General features: G+C 67.0%; 15 protein-coding genes. 11 read left to right on the top strand and 4 right to left on the bottom strand.

Annotated elements, in window-relative coordinates:
• Nucleotides 1-45: 45 nt before the first annotated feature.
• On the bottom strand, nucleotides 46-1692 hold the full coding sequence (locus HZF05_RS16085) for a S10 family peptidase (RefSeq protein ID WP_160362821.1): 1647 nt from the start codon (nucleotides 1690-1692) through the stop codon (nucleotides 46-48).
• 125 nt (nucleotides 1693-1817) lie between these two features.
• On the opposite strand from HZF05_RS16085, the gene HZF05_RS16080 reads away from it, so the two are divergent.
• The 7 genes from HZF05_RS16080 to HZF05_RS16050 all read left to right on the top strand — a co-directional run bounded on the left by HZF05_RS16080 (nucleotide 1818) and on the right by HZF05_RS16050 (nucleotide 10130).
• Nucleotides 1818-3941: a prolyl oligopeptidase family serine peptidase gene (locus HZF05_RS16080; RefSeq protein WP_160362820.1), complete on the top strand. Its 2124-nt coding sequence runs from the start codon at nucleotides 1818-1820 to the stop codon at nucleotides 3939-3941.
• Nucleotides 3942-3961: 20 nt separating this feature from the next.
• The gene (gene ppk2 / locus HZF05_RS16075) at nucleotides 3962-4879 is read left to right on the top strand and encodes a polyphosphate kinase 2 (RefSeq protein WP_160362819.1); all 918 of its coding nucleotides are present in this window, start codon (nucleotides 3962-3964) and stop codon (nucleotides 4877-4879) included.
• 92 nt (nucleotides 4880-4971) lie between these two features.
• Nucleotides 4972-5604, top strand: coding sequence for a phosphoribosylanthranilate isomerase (locus HZF05_RS16070; RefSeq protein WP_160363136.1), 633 nt, complete (start codon nucleotides 4972-4974; stop codon nucleotides 5602-5604).
• Complete coding sequence (gene trpB / locus HZF05_RS16065) at nucleotides 5601-6833, top strand: tryptophan synthase subunit beta (RefSeq protein ID WP_160362818.1); 1233 nt, start codon at nucleotides 5601-5603, stop codon at nucleotides 6831-6833. The genes HZF05_RS16070 and trpB overlap by 4 nt, the downstream gene beginning before the upstream one ends.
• 199 nt (nucleotides 6834-7032) lie before the next feature.
• Entirely contained in the window at nucleotides 7033-7845 is an 813-nt protein-coding gene (gene trpA, locus HZF05_RS16060; protein ID WP_160362817.1) for a tryptophan synthase subunit alpha, read from the top strand.
• Nucleotides 7842-8696, top strand: coding sequence for an acetyl-CoA carboxylase, carboxyltransferase subunit beta (gene accD / locus HZF05_RS16055; RefSeq protein ID WP_160362816.1), 855 nt, complete (start codon nucleotides 7842-7844; stop codon nucleotides 8694-8696). Before trpA ends, accD begins: the two co-directional genes overlap by 4 nt.
• A 105-nt stretch (nucleotides 8697-8801) precedes the next feature.
• Nucleotides 8802-10130 carry a bifunctional folylpolyglutamate synthase/dihydrofolate synthase gene (locus HZF05_RS16050; RefSeq protein ID WP_160362815.1) on the top strand — a complete coding sequence of 443 codons (1329 nt, stop codon included), beginning with the start codon at nucleotides 8802-8804 and terminating at the stop codon, nucleotides 10128-10130.
• On the opposite strand, the gene HZF05_RS16045 is transcribed toward HZF05_RS16050, so the two are convergent.
• Together HZF05_RS16045 and HZF05_RS16040 are read right to left on the bottom strand one after the other, a co-directional pair.
• Nucleotides 10115-11455 (bottom strand): AmpG family muropeptide MFS transporter, encoded by a 1341-nt coding sequence (locus HZF05_RS16045; RefSeq protein ID WP_160362814.1) that lies wholly within the window; start codon nucleotides 11453-11455, stop codon nucleotides 10115-10117. The genes HZF05_RS16050 and HZF05_RS16045 overlap by 16 nt on opposite strands.
• Nucleotides 11456-11493: 38 nt before the next feature.
• Nucleotides 11494-11928: a response regulator gene (locus HZF05_RS16040; protein WP_160362813.1), complete on the bottom strand. Its 435-nt coding sequence runs from the start codon at nucleotides 11926-11928 to the stop codon at nucleotides 11494-11496.
• Nucleotides 11929-12012: 84 nt separating this feature from the next.
• Here HZF05_RS16040 and HZF05_RS22330 point away from each other — a divergent pair, with 84 nt between their 5' ends.
• Both HZF05_RS22330 and rsmD read left to right on the top strand, forming a co-directional pair.
• The gene (locus tag HZF05_RS22330) at nucleotides 12013-13290 is read left to right on the top strand and encodes a pseudouridine synthase (RefSeq protein ID WP_343046907.1); all 1278 of its coding nucleotides are present in this window, start codon (nucleotides 12013-12015) and stop codon (nucleotides 13288-13290) included.
• Complete coding sequence (gene rsmD / locus HZF05_RS16030; protein ID WP_160362812.1) at nucleotides 13287-13826, top strand: 16S rRNA (guanine(966)-N(2))-methyltransferase RsmD; 540 nt, start codon at nucleotides 13287-13289, stop codon at nucleotides 13824-13826. Before HZF05_RS22330 ends, rsmD begins: the two co-directional genes overlap by 4 nt.
• Here the strand turns inward: rsmD and HZF05_RS16025 are convergent, their stop codons facing one another.
• Entirely contained in the window at nucleotides 13827-14147 is a 321-nt protein-coding gene (locus HZF05_RS16025) for a UrcA family protein (protein WP_160362811.1), read from the bottom strand.
• A gap of 258 nt (nucleotides 14148-14405) precedes the next feature.
• On the opposite strand from HZF05_RS16025, the gene HZF05_RS16020 reads away from it, so the two are divergent.
• Together HZF05_RS16020 and HZF05_RS16015 are read left to right on the top strand one after the other, a co-directional pair.
• Nucleotides 14406-16679, top strand: a complete 2274-nt coding sequence (locus HZF05_RS16020) for an ATP-dependent helicase (protein WP_343046906.1) — start codon at nucleotides 14406-14408, stop codon at nucleotides 16677-16679.
• Nucleotides 16676-18112 carry an MFS transporter gene (locus tag HZF05_RS16015; protein WP_160362809.1) on the top strand — a complete coding sequence of 479 codons (1437 nt, stop codon included), beginning with the start codon at nucleotides 16676-16678 and terminating at the stop codon, nucleotides 18110-18112. The genes HZF05_RS16020 and HZF05_RS16015 overlap by 4 nt, the downstream gene beginning before the upstream one ends.
• Nucleotides 18113-18127 lie beyond the last annotated feature (15 nt).

The raw sequence follows: 18127 nt of genomic DNA, 5'->3' as shown, positions 1-18127 counted from the left end.
CGCAACGGCTGTCAGGCACCGATATCGGCGCCCGGTCCGTTTCGATCAACCACCGATATTGTCGGTCCGCCGGATGAAGCTCGCCACGTCGTCGTGAAGCTTCCGCGCCGAATCCGCGTGCGCGTAGACCATGTGGCCGGATTCGTAATAATGATACTCGATGTTCGCCTGCAGGTTCGCCGGGATCGGCAGGTGGTGCATCTCGTACCAGCCCTGATAATAAGGCGTTGCGAGGTCGTAATAACCGCCCGCCGACATCACCTTCAGTTGCGGATTGTACTTCATCGCCTGCGCGAGATCAGGGAGCACGCTGGTGCCGGCCATCTTGAGCGCCGGGTTGCCGGGTGTGGCGTGGCTCCAGTCCCACGGCTCGAACACGTCGATCTCCGGCTTGAACACCTCGTCCTGCCCGAAATGCAGATCCTTGCGCACATAGGAATTGAACGCCGAGACATAGGCCGATCCCAGCGCCGCCGATTGCGGATCGTAATCGGCATCCTTGGAGAGCGGATCGATGTCCGCGCCCGAGAAGCGCGTATCGAGGCGGCCGGTGGTCAGCCCCTCGTCGGCCTGCAGCTGCTTGGAGAAGTTCGGACCATCCAACCGGAGATCGGCCTTCAGGATATAGGCCATCGGAAGCCCGGTATAGCCCGCCAGCTTCTGCGCGATCTGCTGCTTGAGCGCCGGATCGATCTCGTTGCCCTGTGCGAGCGCCGAGGCATAGTCGGTGGTGGCGAAATGCTCGACCTCCTTCAAGAAGGACTGCATGTCCGCAGGCCGCCCGCCGGGAATCTTGTTGTGGTACCAAGCGGTCGCCGCCATCGTCGGCAGTTGGGTGACGTAGCCCTCGACATTGCCGGGATTGGCGCCCTGCAGGCCGGCGAACAGGCTGAAATCGAGTATCTGCGAGAGCAGGATGACGCCGTTGAAATCCACGCTGTCGTTGGTCGTCAGATCGTTGATCAGCACCGCCGATCGCGGCGTGCCGTAGCTTTCGCCGAACAGATATTTGGGCGAGTTCCAGCGGCCGTATTTGCTGAGGAAGCCCTTGATGAACTGATCGAAGGCATAGGCGTCGGCGTCGATCCCGAAGAAGGCCTTCTCCTTGTCCTTGCCGGCGATGCGGCTGAAACCGGTGCCCGGCGCGTCGATGAAGACGAGATCGGACACGTCGAGCAAACTGTGCTCGTTGTTCACAAGGCTATAGGGCGCGGCGGGCGTGTGGCTGTCGTCGGCGGTGACGACGCGCTTCGGGCCGAAGGCGCCCATGTGCAGCCACACCGTCGAGGAACCCGGGCCGCCATTGTAGAGGAAGGTGATCGGGCGATCGGCCGACGGCGCGCCCTTGGCGAAATAGGCGGTGTAGAACATCGAGGCCTCGGCCTTGGCGTCCTTCTTGTCGCCGAGGTCGCCGGGGGACTGTTCGCGCCACGCGGCATCGTCCCAGCCCTTGGGGTGGACGATGATCGTGCCGGCCACCGCATGATAGGCGATCGTCCTGCCGCCCACCGTCACGCTGCCCTCGCTGTCCGCCTGCTCGGGCGTGAACAGCACACCCTTGTCCGGCGCGGCCGTGGCGGCGGCATCCGTCTTCTTGTCGCTCTTGTCGGGCGCGGGCTTGCTGTCGGCCGCCTGCGCGGTGCTGAAGGCGAGCGAAGCGATGGCGGCGAGAAGCAGGCTTTTGCGGATCATGGTTGCCCCTTGGGTGTCCGATTTGTGCAACACACTATGCCGGTCGCGGCGTAAAGGGAAGCCGCTGGATTGCCAGCCGAAACGACCGGGCATAGGCTGCGCTCGGGGCCACAGGGAGACAGGCAATGCGTCACGGTACGATCGCGCTTTCGGCGCTGGCTCTGGGTCTTGCGGCGCGGGCCGTCGCGCAGGCCCCCGCTCCCGCCCCCGACGATCCCTATATCTGGCTGGAGGACAAGGACGGCGCCCGGTCGATGCAGTGGGTGGAGGCCGAGAACGCGGCCAGCCTCCCCCGCCTGGAGAAGGACCCGCGCTACGCCGGCTTCTACAAGGACGCCTACACGATCGCGGCGGCGACCGATCGCATCCCGATGCCCGAGCTGACCTACGGCCGCGTGCTCAACTTCTGGCGCGACGATGCGCACCCGCACGGCCTGTGGCGCTGGACGACGCCGGAAAGCTACCGGACGGCCGATCCGCACTGGACGACGCTGCTGGACCTCGACGCACTCGGCAAGGCCGAGGGCAAGACGTGGGTGTGGAAGGGTGAATCCTGCCTCGAGCCGGAGGAGCGCATCTGCACTGTGGCGCTGTCGGACGGCGGCGAGGATGCCGTCACCCTGCGCGAGTTCGACCTTCAGACCGGCGCCTTCGTACCGGGCGGCTTCACGCTTCCCACCTCCAAGCAGGATGCCGCCTGGATCGACAAGGACACGATCCTCGTCGCGCGCGATTGGGGCGCCGGCACGATGACCACATCCGGCTATCCCTTCGTCGTGAAGGAACTGAAACGCGGCCAGCCGCTTTCCGCCGCCAAAGAGGTGTTCCGGGGCGCCGCCGGCGATCAGGTCGAGAGCTTCCCGCAGGTGCTGACCGACGGCCAGGGCCATCGCGTCGTGCTGCTGACGCGCGGCACCACCTTCTTCGGCCACGAAACCTATGCGCTGACGCCGAAGGGCGCGGTGAAGCTGCCGATCCCGGAGAAATCGAACATCCTCGGCATGGTCGACGGCCAGGTCGTGATCCAGCTGAGCGAGGACTGGACGGCGGGCGGCAAGACCATCCCGGGAGGCGGTCTCGTCGGCGTCGACTATCGCCAGCTGACCGGCGGCGCGATCACGCCGGGCGTGATCTTCCAGCCGAATGCCCGGCAATCGGTCAACGGCGCGCTGACCACCAAAAGCAGGGTGGTCGCCTCGATCCTCGACAATGTGCGCGGCCGGGGCATGGTGTTCAGCCACGGCCCGGGCGGCTGGGCGTCGTCCGCCATGGCGCTGCCGGACAATGCCGCGATCGACATGGTCTCCTCCAGCAGCCGCGGCGACGACGCCTATTTCTCAGTCACCGGCTTCCTGACGCCGACGACGCTCTGGTCGGTCGACGCGGCGACCGCGAAGGTGGCGCAGGTGAAAGCGATGCCCGCCCGTTTCGACGGATCGAAGGATGTCGTCGAGCAGTTCGAGGCGACCTCCACCGACGGCACCAAAATCCCCTATTTCATCGTCCACCGGAAAGGCATCCCGCTCGACGGTTCGACGCCCACGATCATGACCGCCTATGGCGGCTTCGAAGTTTCCTCTACGCCTTATTACTCGGGCTCGATGGGCAAGCTGTGGCTGGAGAATGGCGGCAGCTTCGTGCTCGCCAACATTCGCGGCGGCGGCGAGTTCGGCCCGGCCTGGCACGAGGCCGGGCGCAAGACCAAGCGCCAGATCATCTACGACGATTTCGCGTCCGTTGCGAAGGACGTGTTCGCCCGCAAGCTCTCCTCCTCGCAGAAGTTCGGCATCATCGGCGGATCGAACGGTGGTCTGCTGATGGGCGTGGAGTTCAACCAGCATCCCGATCTGTGGAAGGCGGTGGTGATCGAGGTGCCGCTGCTCGACATGATGCGCTACGAGAAGATTCAGGCCGGCGCCTCGTGGGTGGACGAGTACGGATCGGTCTCGGTGCCGGCTGAAAAGGCCTTCCTCCAGACCATCTCGCCGTATCAGAACCTCAAGAAGGGCGTGGCCTATCCCGAGCCCTTCATCGTCACCACCACCAAGGACGATCGCGTCGGCCCGCAGCATGCCCGCAAGTTCGCGGCGCGGATGAAGGAATACGGCCTGCCCTACCTCTATTACGAGGATACGGCGGGCGGCCACTCGGCCGACGCCGACATCGCGCAGGGCGCGCGGCTCTCGGCACTGAATTACACCTATTTCAGCCAGAAGCTGATCGGGCCTGCTGTCACAGGAGCGAAATGATCGGGGGCTAGCCTGCCCCCATGATGGACGCGACCCAATCCGATATCGATCGGCTCAAGGCCGAGATCACCGACGATTTCGACGAAGAGCTGGAGATGAGCCTCGAGGAGGATCGCCTCGACCTCATCGCCGAGAACCTGCCCGACGGCGGCTTGTCGCATCACGGGCTGGATCGGAAGGTCTATTTCCGCGAGCTCTTCCGGCTCCAGCATGAGCTGGTGCGGCTGCAGGACTGGGTGGTCCACAAGGGCCTCAAGGTCGTGATCCTGTTCGAAGGCCGGGACTCGGCCGGCAAGGGCGGCGCGATCAAGCGGATCACCCAGCGGCTGAACCCGCGCGTCGCCCGCATCGCCGCATTGCCCGCGCCCAACGATCGCGAGCGGACGCAATGGTATTTCCAGCGCTACGTCCAGCACCTGCCCTCGGCCGGCGAGATCGTGCTGTTCGATCGCAGCTGGTACAACCGCGCCGGCGTCGAGCGCGTGATGGGCTTCTGCACCGAGGACGATGTCCAGGAATTTTTCCGCACCGTTCCCGAGTTCGAGCGGATGCTGGTCCGCTCCGGCATCATCCTGCTCAAATACTGGTTCTCGATTACCGATCAGGAACAGCAATACCGCTTCCAGGCGCGCATCCAGGATCCGCTCAAGCAGTGGAAGCTCTCACCGATGGACGTGCAGAGCCGCGCGCGCTGGGAGGACTATACCCGCGCCAAGGAATCGATGCTGGAGCATACCCACATTCCCGAGGCGCCGTGGTGGGTGGTCGAAGCGGTCGACAAGAAGAAGGCGCGCCTGAACTGCATCAGCCACCTGCTCGGCCAGATCCCCTACGGCGACGTGCCGCACAGCGAGGTGGTGCTGCCCCCGCGCCAGCGTCATGCCGACTATGAGCGCCATCCGGTGCCGCGCGAAATGTACGTGCCGGAGCAGTTCTGATCGCTCTCTGAGGCCGGCGGGCGAGCGTCGGCCGATCTCCGGACATCTTAGCGCTGGGCGACAGGCGTCGCGCTGCCTATATGCCGCGCATCATGCCGGTTTCCGCCAAGATCTGCGGGCTCTCCACGCCCGAAACCGTCGATGTCGCGATCCGGGGCGGGGCGAGCCACGTCGGCTTCGTCTTCTTCCCGAAGAGCCCGCGCGACATCGTGCCCGAGCGCGCCGGGCAGTTCGCCACATCGGGGCATGTCGGGCGGATCGGCGTGTTCGTCGATCCGGATGACGCACTGCTGGCCCATGCCGTGGCAGGCGCGCGACTGACCGGCGTGCAACTGCACGGCGACGAGACGCCGGAGCGGGTGGCAGCGGTGAAGGCGCGGCTGGGCGTCGAGGTATGGAAGGCGGTGCCGGTGCGGACGCGCGCCGATCTCGATGCCGCTCATGGCTATCGCGGCGCGGCTGATCGCATCCTGTACGATGCCAAGACTCCCAAGGGCACGCTGCCTGGCGGCATGGGACTGCGTTTCGACTGGAAGCTGCTAGACGGCTTCGCACACCCACTGCCTTGGGCACTTTCGGGCGGGCTCGACGTGGGCAACGTTGCCGAGGCGGCCGGGCTCACGAACGCACGCCTTGTCGACGTCTCCTCGGGCGTGGAAAGCGCGCCGGGCGTCAAGGATGTGGACAAGATCGCCGCCTTCCTCCAAGCGACTGGCCGCATATGACGCTTCCAAACTCCCTTCGCGCCCAGCCTGACCCGCAAGGCCATTTCGGCGAATTCGGTGGCCGCTACGTCGCCGAGACGCTGATGCCGCTGATCCTCGACCTCGAGCGCGAATATCGCGCCGCACAGGCGGACGACGGCTTCAAGGCCGAGCTCGACGGCCTGCTCAAGCATTTCGTCGGCCGCCCCTCGCCGCTTTATTATGCGGAAGGGATCACCAAGGCGCTCCGCAAGGATGCCCCCGCCGGCAAGGGCCCGAAAATCTATTTCAAGCGCGAGGACCTGAACCACACCGGCGCACACAAGATCAACAATTGCATCGGCCAGATCCTGCTCGCCTTGCGCATGGGCAAGACGCGGATCATCGCCGAGACGGGCGCCGGCCAGCACGGCGTCGCCACCGCGACGGTCGCGGCGCGCTTCGGCCTGCCCTGCACGATCTTCATGGGCGCGGTGGACGTCGCCCGCCAGCAGCCCAACGTGTTCCGCATGAAGCTGCTCGGCGCCGAGGTGCGGCCGGTCACTTCGGGCGCACAGACGCTCAAGGACGCGATGAACGAGGCGCTGCGCGACTGGGTCGCGAACGTGCACGACACCTTCTACATCATCGGCACGGCCGCCGGCCCGCACCCCTATCCGGAGCTGGTCCGCGATTTCCAGTCGGTGATAGGAATCGAGGCCAAGGCACAGATATTGGAGGCAGAAGGCCGCCTGCCCGATCTGCTGGTCGCGGCGGTCGGCGGCGGTTCCAACGCGATCGGCCTGTTCCATCCCTTCCTCGACGAGGAGGGCGTGGCGATGCTCGGCATCGAGGCGGCGGGGCACGGCATGGACACGGACAAGCACGCCGCCAGCCTCAACGGCGGCCAGCCCGGCATCCTCCACGGCAACCGCACCTACCTGCTGCAGGACGAGGACGGCCAGATCACCGAGGCGCACTCGATCTCGGCGGGGCTCGATTATCCCGGCATCGGCCCCGAGCATAGCTGGCTGCACGAGATCGGCCGCGTGAAGTATGAAGGCATCACCGACCGCGAGGCGATGGACGCCTTCCAGCTCTGCTGCCGCGCGGAGGGCATCATCCCGGCACTGGAGAGTGCGCACGCCATCGCAGGGATCGTCCGCAAGGCACGGGACATGGACGAGAATCAGATCGTCGTCCTCAACCTCTCCGGCCGTGGCGACAAGGACATCTTCACCGTTGCCGACGAGATGGGGGTGAAGATATGAGCCGTCGCTTGGTCGTGGACTGGTTGGGCATGACGGTCTGCGTGACCATAGCTTCCCTACTTATCGATCAGATATGGTCGCATGGGTGGAATCCAGCCAATTGGGTTCGATCAGATGTCGACGTGGCCCATGCATTTGGCCTTGGATTCTTCGTTGCGACCATAAGCAGCCTTTTCACTTGGTTCCGGATGCGCCGAGCATGAGCCGCCTCGCCATCACCTTCGCCCGCCTGCGCACCGAGAACCGCGCCGCCCTCGTCGCGTTCGTCACCGCCGGCGATCCGTCGCCCGCGCACACGCCCGCGATCCTCGACATGATCGCCGAGGCCGGGGCGGACGTGATTGAGCTCGGCATGCCCTTCACCGATCCGATGGCCGACGGCCCCGCGATCCAGGAGGCCAACATCCGCGCGCTCGGCGCCGGCACGAAGACCGCCGACGTCCTCGCCATCGCCAAGGGCTTCCGCGCCAAGCATCCGGACGTGCCGCTGGTGCTGATGGGCTATGCCAATCCGATGCTCATCCGGGGTGCGAGCTGGTTCGCGCAAGCCCTTGAAGATGCTGGCATCGACGGTGTGATCTGCGTCGACGTGCCCGCCGAGGAGGATGCCGTGCTCGGCCCGGCGCTGCGCGAGAAGGGTGTGGATCTCGTCCGCCTCGCCACCCCCACCACCGATGCGGCGCGGCTGCCGGCCGTGCTGGAGGGCGCGTCGGGTTTTCTCTATTATGTCTCGGTCGCCGGGATCACCGGGCTCCAGCAGGCCGCGACCGACAGCATCGAGGCCGCCGTCGCGAAGCTGCGCGCCGGCACCGATCTGCCGATCGCAGTCGGCTTCGGGGTCCGCACGCCGGAACAGGCCGCCGCGATCGCGCGGGTGGCGGACGGCGTGGTGGTCGGATCGGCGATCGTCGATGCGCTGGCCAAGGCCAGCGGCGATCCGGAGGCCGCGCGCGCGCTGGTGTCACAATTGGCGGACGCGGTACGGACCGCCCGCGTAGGAGCAGAAGCATGAGCTGGATCGACCGGGTCCGCAACGCCATCCCCTTCGTCGTCAAGCGCGAGACGCCGGAGAATCTGTGGCACAAATGTCCGCAATGCGGCGCGATGACCTTCCTCAAGGAATATGAGGAAAACCAGAACGTCTGCCCGAAGTGCGAGCATCACGGCCGCATCGGCGCAGCCAAGCGCTTCGACACGATCTTCGACAGCGGCGTCCACACGCCGCTCCCCGCGCCGGCGGTGCGCGAGGATCCGCTGAAGTTCCGCGACACCAAGACCTATGCGGCGCGCCTGAAGGCCGCGCGCACGACCAGCGGCGAGCAGGACGCGTTCCTCAACGCCAAGGGCGAGATCGAGGGCCGCAAGGCGGTGGTCGGCGTGCAGGATTTCGCCTTCATGGGCGGATCGATGGGCCTCGCGGTGGGTGCGGCCTTCGTGGCGGGCGTCGAGGCGGCGATCGCCGAGAAGGCGCCGTACATCGTGTTCACGGCGGCCGGCGGCGCGCGGATGCAGGAAGGCATCCTCAGCCTCATGCAGATGCCGAAGACCACGGTGGCGATCCAGAAGCTGCATGAGGCGGGCCTGCCCTATATCGTGGTGATGACCGATCCGACGACCGGCGGCGTGACCGCCAGCTACGCGATGCTGGGCGACGTCCAACTAGCCGAGCCGGGCGCGCTGATCGGCTTCGCGGGCCAGCGCGTGATCGAGCAGACCATCCGCGAGAAGCTGCCCGAGGGCTTCCAGCGCTCCGAATATCTGCTGGATCACGGCATGCTCGACATGGTGGTGCACCGCAAGGATCTGCGCGAGACGCTGGCCCGGCTGATCGCCTATCTGGTGCCGGAGAAGGCCGCGGCGTGAGCCCTTCTTTGTTCCTGCGAACGCAGGAACCCAGAGCCTCGGGCGCCGCGGTTGCAACCCTGGGCTTCTGCGTTCGCAGGAGCACTGAGGGAGGGAACTGACGTCATGGCGGATCATGCCCGATCCGAAGATCCGGATGTGCAACGCCAGCTTGATCGACTGGCGGCGCTGTCGCCCGGCCGCGACGTGCTGGGGCTGGAGCGCATCCGGCTTCTGCTGGAACGGCTCGGCAACCCGGAGCAGGCGCTGCCGCCCGTCTTCCACGTCGCCGGCACCAACGGCAAGGGTTCGACCTGCGCCTTTCTGCGCGCCGCGCTCGAGGCGGCGGGGCATAGCGTTCATGTCTACACCAGCCCGCACCTCGTCCGCTTCAACGAGCGGATCCGACTGGCGGGGCGGTTGATCGACGATGACGCGCTCGCCGCCTATCTGGCGCGCGTGCTCGATATCTCGGACGGTATCGAGGCCAGCTTCTTCGAGGTGACGACGGCTGCCGCCTTCCTCGCCTTCGCCGAGGTGCGCGCCGATGCCTGCGTGATCGAAGTCGGGCTCGGCGGCCGGCTCGACGCCACCAACGTGCTGGCAGCGCCCGCGGTGACGGGCATCGCCCAGCTCGGCATGGATCATCAGGCTTTCCTCGGCGACAAGCCCGAACTGATCGCCGCCGAGAAGGCCGGCATCGCCAAGGCCGACATCAACCTCGTCACCCAGCGCTATCCGCCCAAGATGGCCGATGCCGTCGCCGAGGTGGCGGAGCGGGCCGGCGCCGTTGTGATCGCGCGCGGTACAAACTGGGATTCGGCGCCCTATCGCGGGCGGTTGCATTATCGCGATCTGGAAGGACGGCTCGACCTCCCCGCCCCCCGCCTCGCCGGCGCGCATCAGGCGCAGAATGCCGGGCTGGCGATCGCGATGCTTCGCCACCAGAACGCTTTGACCGTGCCTGACGCAGCGATACGCGCGGCGATGGGCTGGGCGGAGTGGCCGGCTCGGATGCAACCGCTCTCCGCCGGACCGCTGCATGACCTGCTGCCGAAGGGTTCGGAGCTGTGGCTGGACGGCGGCCACAACCCGGCAGCCGCGCGTGCGGTGGCGGATCATCTCCGCGCCGCCGTTCCCGCCGGCAAGCCCCTGCACCTCGTAATGGGGCTGCTCGCCAACAAGGACGCGCAAGGCGTGTTGCGCGCCTTTGCCGGCCGGCACGCGACACTCCACGCGGTGCCCGTCCCGGATCACGAGCATCACACCCCCGCCGATCTCGCGGCGCAGGCCAAGCATGTCGGCCTCACCGCGATGGCGGCGAACAGCGTGGCGGAGGCGCTCGGCTGGATCGGCCGCCACGCCGACCGCGCCGAGCCGCCCTACGTCCTGATCCTCGGCTCTCTCTATCTGGCGGGCGAGGTGCTACGCGAGAACGATCAACTGCCAGAGTGAGCGGCGGCCGGCGTGTCCGGCTCCTCGACGCCCGTCTGACGGACGCTTTCCACCACGAAGCCGGCGCGCTGCATCATCCAGAGGAAGAAGAGCCCCGGGATCGCGAGGCAGGCGCAGAAGACGTAGAATCCCACCCAGCCGAAGGCGCTCGCCGCATAGCCGGAGGGCGTCGTAGCGAAGGTGCGGCCGATCGAGGCGACACTGGAGAGCAATGCATATTGGGTAGCAGTGAAGGCCGTCGAGGACAGGCCCGAAAGATAGGTCGCGAACACCGTGAGGCTGATCGCCGCGAACAGATTCTCCGTCCCCACCGCCAGCGTCAGCATCGCCACCGAATGGCCGATCGCCGCGACGGTCGCGAACATCAGGTTGGCGCCGGCCATGATGATCCCCGCGCCGAACAGCAGCCGGCTCATGCCGAAGCGCGCGATCAGGCCGCCCGCGATCAGCGATCCGATCACCAGCGCCCAGAAGCCGACCAGCTTGTTGATCGCGATATAGTCGGTGTCGGAGAAGCCCTGCGCCACCACCATCGGCGACAGCATGTTCTGCCCCACCGCATCGCCCAATTTGTAGGTCAGCACGAACAGCAGGATGAGCACCGCACCCGGCCGCTGGAAGAAATCGAGGAAAGGCTCGGCGACATTGTGCTTCAGGAAGTGGGCGAAGCCGGCGAGGCTGAACGGTTCGCGCACCGCCGTCCGCTTGCCTGGCCCGAGCCACAGAGCGGCGAGCGCGCCGGGCAGCACCAAGGCGGCCGTGATGGCATAAGCCGAGGGCCAGCCGAGCGCGGCGCCCTCCGACGACGCCAGCCAGATCGTTCCTGCCCCCGCCAGCAGGTTGCCGGTGCGGTAGCCGACTTGGTTGGTCGCCGTGCCCTGCGCCAGTTCCTCGTCGGAGAGGATCTCGATCCGGTAGGCGTCGATCACGATGTCCTGCGTCGCCGACAGGAAAGCGACGATCACACCCCAGAGGGCGAAGCGGGCGATATGGTGGTTGGGATCGCTCCCGCCGAGCTGGATCAGTGCCACCGCCAGCAGCGCTTGCACCACGAACAGCCATGCGCGCCGCTGCCCAAACAGGCGCGACAGGCCGGGCAGCGCGATGCCGTCGATCAGCGGCGCCCAGAGGAACTTGAGCGTGTAAGGCGTGCCCAGCGCGAAGGCGAAGCCGATCGTCTTCTTGTCGATGCCGACCTTGCTCAGCCAATAGGACATGGTGGCGAGCAGCAGGGTCAGCGGAAACCCGCTCGATATGCCGAGCAGGAAGGCGCCCAGCGGCGCGGGCTTCAGATAGGATCGGATCGTGGAGGCGGTGCCGGACATCGCGGCACCTTAGCGACGCTTTGCCGATGCGGAAGGACTCAATCGCCGAACAGGTCGAGAGCCTTGGGCAGGCGGCGCGTCTTGCGGCCCGCCTTCACCGCCTCCACGGCGGCGATCGCGGCGAGCAGGTCGCGCTGGGAATAAGGCTTGGCGAGGCAGCCGGCGGCGAAACCCCGCGCCTCCGCCGGGCAGTGACCGGTGACGAACAGCAGGGGAATGCCGGCGGCGTGGGCGGCGCGCGCCACGTCGATACCCGTCCGCTCGCCGCGCAGGCCGATATCGGCCAGCACCAGATCGATCCCGCCTTCGGCGATGCAGCGTTCGGCATCGTCCGCCGTGTCCACCGTATCGACCACCGTGAAGCCTGCGTCGCTCAGCCCGTATTCGGCATCGAAGGCGACGAGCGCATCGTCTTCCACCACCAGGATGCGGCGGAGCAGCGCGTCTTCACCCTGCCGTCCCCGTCCGAACATCCGCATCTCCACGCGACTCGTGTCTTGACCGTCAATCGATTAGCGCGGAAGGCGGTTCCCGCAGCATTAAAGCGGAGACAGGAAGTGAGCGCGCCCCGCCGACCCGGCGACGACGGCCGACCCGGAGTCAAGAAGCCGGGCTGGGCCAAGGCCAAGCCGAAGGCGAAGCGCCCCGGAAAGCCACGCCCGCGGCGCAAGGCGGAAGAGACGTCGGCCGCCGATCAAGAGCGCCCGGCCAAGGTGACGCGCCTCCGCAAGGACGGCAGCGTCGCCAGTGGTCGCGCCGATGTCCGCCAGGCGCGTCGGACCGGCGAAGCGATCGATACGGCCAAGAGGGAAGACCGGCGGTCGCGCTCCCGCTCCGTCGATACGGCACCTTCCAGAGACGGCGCCCGTCCCGCTCGCGGAGGCAAGGCCGAAAGCGCGAAAGGCGGGCGGCTTCGCATTCCGAGAACGGTGGACGAAACCGCCAGGCCTTCATCCGAGCGATCGAAGGCACAGCCCGCCGGCCGCCCTGCAGGCAAGCCGGCTGCGGATGGTCGCAGTGCGCCGGCATCGGATCGTCCCGGCAGCGCGCGCGTCCGCAAGGACGGCAGCGTCGCCTCCGGTAGCCGCGCGGCACGCGAGGCGCATCATGCCGCCCGCGAGCCGCAGCGCATCGCCAAGCTGCTCGCCCGCGCCGGCGTCGCCTCGCGTCGCGAGATCGAGCGGATGGTCGCGGAAGGCCGCATCGCGCTGAATGGCGCGGTGATCGACACCCCCGCCACCATCCTCACCTCGCTCGCCGGCGTGACGGTGGACGGCAAGCCGGTCGAGGCGGCCGAGGCATCGCGGCTGTTCCTGTTCCACAAGCCGACCGGCCTGATCACCGCCGCCTTCGATCCGGCCGGCCGGCCGACGATCTACGATCGCCTGCCGCCAGGCCTGCCGCGCGTCATCCCGGTCGGCCGGCTCGATCTCAACACCGAAGGGCTGCTGCTGCTCACCAACGACGGCGAGTTGAAGCGCAAGCTTGAACTGCCGTCGACCGGCATCCCGCGCACTTACCGCGCCCGCGCCTATGGCGAGGTGACGCAGGAAATGCTGGAATCCTTGAGCGACGGCGTCGAGATCGACGGCATCCGCTACGGCCCGATCGACGCCAACATGGAACGCCGCACCGGGCGCAACGTGTGGATCGAGATCCGCATCACCGAGGGCAAGAACCGCGAGGTGCGCCGCGTCCTCGAATATCTGGGTCTCCAGGTCTCGCGCCTGATCCGCACCGCCTACGGCGAATTCGTGCTGGCGGACCTGCCTGCCGGCGGCGTGGTGGAGGTGCGCCAGCACGACCTCGAGGAATTCCGGAAGACGATACGATGAGGATCATCGCCGGGCAGTGGCGCGGGCGGGCTCTGAAGGCGCCGGTCGGTATGGAGACCCGTCCGTCGGCCGATCGCACGCGGGAGGCTCTGTTCTCGATGCTCCAGAGCCGGCTCGGCAGCTTCGAGGATCTCGCGATCATCGATCTGTTTGCCGGCACCGGCGCGCTGGGGCTTGAGGCGCTGTCGCGAGGCGCCGCGAGTTGTACTTTCGTCGAGCAGGACAAGGCCGCACTCGATGCGCTGCGGGCCAATATCGCCGCGCTCGGCGCGAAGGCCGATGTCCGTGCGCAGGCGGTCAACACCCTCGGTCCGGCGCCGCGCGCCTATGACGTCATGATGATCGACCCGCCTTATGCCATGCGCGCCGGCGTGCCCACTCTGGAACGGCTCGCCCGGCTCGGCTGGCTCGCCCCCGGCGCTCTGGCGAGCGTCGAGGGCGAGCGCAGCGACACCGTGACGCCGCAAGGCTTCGCGATCGAGGCCGAGCGTCAGTACGGCAAGGCCCGGATCACCCTGCTCCGTTACGAGGGCTGATCAGCGCGGATCGGCCAAGGCCAGGCGCTGGTCGGCCGGCGAGGCGAGGCGGGCCGCCTGCTGTTGGCCGTCCTTCATCATCTCGTTGCGGCAGCGCGCCGCATCCATCTTCTCGGTGAGTGAATTGCCCGTCGCCTGGCAGGCGATCTCGGCGGCGCCGCGGACGCGCGCCTTGAGCTCCGACTGGCCGGAAGTGCTCGAAAGGTTCAGATCGGCATAACGGACACGAACGGTCACCGGCTCGCGGTCTTGCGCAAACGCAGCCGATACAAGACAAGTGCAAGCAGTCACCGCGAAGGCGACGCGACGAATGGCGATCATGGCATGGTTCTCCTGAAAACTGCGAAGTCGATATGCTACGCATCACGGAGCATGACGCCGAACGTCTTCGCTCCATCCGACCTATCGCCGGATGTGGCGCCTATAGGCCCGATTCGATGACGTGAACAAGACAGCAGAATTGCAACTTTACGCTGTTGCTTTGAATGTGAACGGTTGAATTGGTAGCGTTTGTGCGACTGGTGTTTCAACTTGCCCCCACGCCCGGTGTTCCCTACCTGTTCGTAGGTGACCCAGGATGTGACGACACCCGACCAACCCGCCTATCTCCGCGGGCTGAACGATCCGCAGCGCGATGCCGTGCTTACCACCGAGGGGCCGGTGCTGGTGCTGGCAGGCGCCGGGACCGGCAAAACCGCCGCTTTGACGGCCCGCCTCGCCCACCTTATTGCGACGCGACGGGCATGGCCCAGCGAGATTCTGGCCGTCACCTTCACCAACAAGGCGGCCCGCGAGATGCGCGAGCGCGTTCACCGCATCGTCGGTGATGCGGTGGAAGGGATGCCATGGCTCGGCACCTTCCATTCTGTTGCAGCGAAAATGCTACGCCGGCACGCCGAACTGGTTGGACTTCAAAGCAATTTCACGATTTTGGATACGGACGATCAGCTACGCCTGCTCAAGCAGCTGATTCTCGCCGCCGATATCGACGAGAAGCGCTGGCCCGCGCGCCAGCTCGCCGGACTGATCGATCGCTGGAAGAATCGCGGCTGGGTGCCGGTCGAGATCGATGCCGCCGAGAGCGAAGCCTATGCCAACGGCAGGGGCGCCGAGCTCTACGCCGCCTATCAGGCGCGGCTGAAGGCGGTGAACGCCTGCGATTTCGGCGATCTTCTGCTGCACATGCTGACGATCCTCAAGACGCACCGGGACGTGCTGGAAGCCTATCAGCAGCGTTTCCGCTACATCATGGTCGACGAGTATCAGGACACCAACTCGTCTCAATATCTCTGGCTCAGGCTGCTGGCGCAGGAGCGCAAGAACATCTGCTGCGTCGGCGACGACGACCAGTCCATCTATTCGTGGCGCGGCGCCGAGGTCGCCAACATCCTGCGCTTCGAGCACGACTTCCTCGGCGCCAAGGTGATCCGGCTCGAGCAGAATTACCGCTCCACCCCGCACATCCTCGCCGCCGCATCGCAGGTGATCGCCAATAACGGCCAGCGGCTGGGCAAGACGTTGTGGACCGCGCTCGAGTCTGGCGAGAAGATCACCGTCATCGGCGTGTGGGACGGCCCCGAGGAGGCGCGCCGCGTCGCCGACGAGATCGAGAGCCATCGCCGGCAGGGCGGAGGCTACGACGACATCGCCATCCTCGTCCGCGCCCAGCACCAGACCCGCGAGTTCGAGGACCGCTTCATCGCGATCGGCCTGCCCTATCGCATCGTCGGCGGCTTCCGCTTCTACGAGCGCGCCGAGATCAGGGATGCGCTCGCCTATCTGCGCGTCGTCCACCAGCCCGCCGACGACCTTGCCTTCGAACGGATCGTCAACACCCCCAAGCGCGGGCTCGGCGACAAGGCGGTGGCACGCATCCACCAACTCGCCCGCGCGCAGGGTATCCCCCTCACGCTGGCCGCCGCGCGCCTGTGCGACACCGACGAGCTCGCGGGTGCGGCGCGCAAGTCGCTAGGGCGGCTGGTCGGCGATATCGCGCGCTGGCGCGATCTGGCGAACAATCTCGCTCATCCCGAACTCTGCCGGCAGATCCTCGACGAGAGCGGCTACACCGCCATGCTCCAGGCCGATCGCTCGGCCGAAAGTGCCGGGCGCCTGGAGAACCTGACCGAACTCACCCGCGCCATGGAGGAGTATGACACGCTCGGCACATTCCTCGAGCATGTCAGCCTCGTGATGGACAATGACGCCAACGACGGCGGCGCGAAGGTGACGATCATGACCGTCCATGCCGCCAAGGGGCTGGAGTTCGACACGGTCTTCCTCGTCGGCTGGGAGGAAGGCCTGTTCCCCTCGCAGCGCGCGCTCGACGAGGGCGGCACCAAGAGCCTCGAGGAAGAACGCCGCCTCGCTTACGTCGCGATCACGCGGGCGCGGCGACGCTGCGTGATCATCCACGCTGCTAATCGCCGCATTTACGGCCAGTGGACCTCGTCCATTCCCTCCCGCTTTGTCGGCGAATTGCCGGAGGATCATGTCGAGGCGGAGACCACGATGTCCGGCGGCGAATCTCTTTGGCGGGCGCAGTGGAGCGAGCGGACCGATCCCTTCGCGCATATCGAGCGCGGCACCGGGCGCGGTCCCGGCTGGCAGCGCGCCGCGACGCTCGGCGAACCGGACGCGCGCGCCGGCAATGGCGGACGGGTGATGGAGGTGCGCGTGTCTGCGGCCTCCTTCGCCGCCAAGCCGCGTTCCGACATCGCGATTGGCCAGCGCGTGTTCCACAGCAAGTTCGGTTATGGCGTCGTCGAGGCGATTGAAGGCAACAAGCTGGCCATCACCTTCGAACATGCCGGGACCAAGCACGTGCTCGACAGCTTCGTGACGCCGGCATGATCGCCGAGCTCGCACCCCGCAAGGCCGATCGCGAGGACGGCGGCGGCCTGCCGGCGGACGGCATGCCGACGCCGCGACGGTACCTCGCGATCGTAGCGATCTCGCTCGGCACGGTGCTCACTGTGATCGACGGGCAGATCGCCGGCGTCGCGTTGCCCACCATCGCGCGCGACTTGAAGGTGGACGGCTCGGCTTCGGTGCTGGTCGTCACCATCTACCAGTTGGTGCTGGTCATGACGCTGCTGCCTTTCTCGGCTGTGGGCGACAGGATCGGGCTCAAGCGCCTGTATCAGGGCGGGCAGCTGCTCTTCACGATCGCGACGGCTTTGTGCTTTTTCGCCAAGAGCCTGCCCTTCCTGCTGGTCGTGCGCGCCTTCCAGTCGCTCGGCGGGGCGGCGGCGCTGTCGGTGATGGCGGCGATGATCCGCAACATCTATCCGGCAAAACAGCTCGGCCGGGGCCTCGGCCTCAACAGCGTGTGCGTGTCGGTGTCCGCCGCGCTGGCGCCGACCGCCGGCGGCGCGATCCTCGCGGTGGCGCCCTGGCCCTGGGTGTTTGCGGCTGGCGTGCCCTTCGCCCTGCTGTCACTGATGCTCGGCCGTGCCGGCCTGCCGGATGTGCCGCCGCGCCCGATCGGCTATGACAGGCTGGGTGCCTTATACTGCGCGCTCACCTTTGGCCTCATCATCTCCGGACTGGAAGCCGGCGTGCACGGCGCCTCGCCCGTATTGGCGGCCGCGATCGTTTTCGCCGGCGCGGTCTTCGCGATACTGCTGGTGCGGCACGAACTGCGCGAGACGCACCCGATCATGCCGGTCGATCTGCTGAAGATGCCGGTGCTGGCACTGTCCGCCTGTGGGGCGCTGTGCGCGTTCGTCGCCTCGATGACGCTGCTCCTCTCCTTGCCCTTCCGGCTTCAGCACGGCTACGGCTTCTCGCCCGGCGCGGTGGGCGCGATGATCGCGCCCTGGCCCCTCACGACCATGTTCGTGGCACCCACGGCAGGCATCCTTTCGGACAAGGTGCCGGCCGGCTTGCTGGGCGGCGTCGGCATGGCGGTGGCGACGATCGCGCTGCTGCTGCTCGCGACGCTGCCAGCGCATCCGGGCTGGTTCGACGTTGCTTGGCGGATGGCGATGTGCGGCCTGGGCTTCGGCCTGTTCCTCTCGCCCAACGCGCGGCTGGTCGTGGGTTCGGCCCCCCGCGCCCGCATGGCGTCGGCCGGTGGACTGGTGTCGACGGTGCGCCTGACCGGCCAGACGCTCGGCGCGACGCTAGTGGCGTCGCTGCTGGCCTTCGGCTTCGGTGAGGGCCGCGTGCCGCCGCTGATCGCGGCAGGGCTGACGATCGCGGCAGGCGGCTGCAGCCTCGCGCGGCTCAATCCGGCGCTACGTCGCCCTACGGCCGAGGACATCAGCCCCGACGCCGCCTGATACCCTACTTGATGC

This window comes from Sphingomonas chungangi, from assembly GCF_013778325.1.
Taxonomy (GTDB): domain Bacteria; phylum Pseudomonadota; class Alphaproteobacteria; order Sphingomonadales; family Sphingomonadaceae; genus Solisphingomonas; species Solisphingomonas chungangi.
Note: the sequence above shows the minus strand (reverse complement) of the source record. Positions and strands in the feature narration are given on the sequence as shown.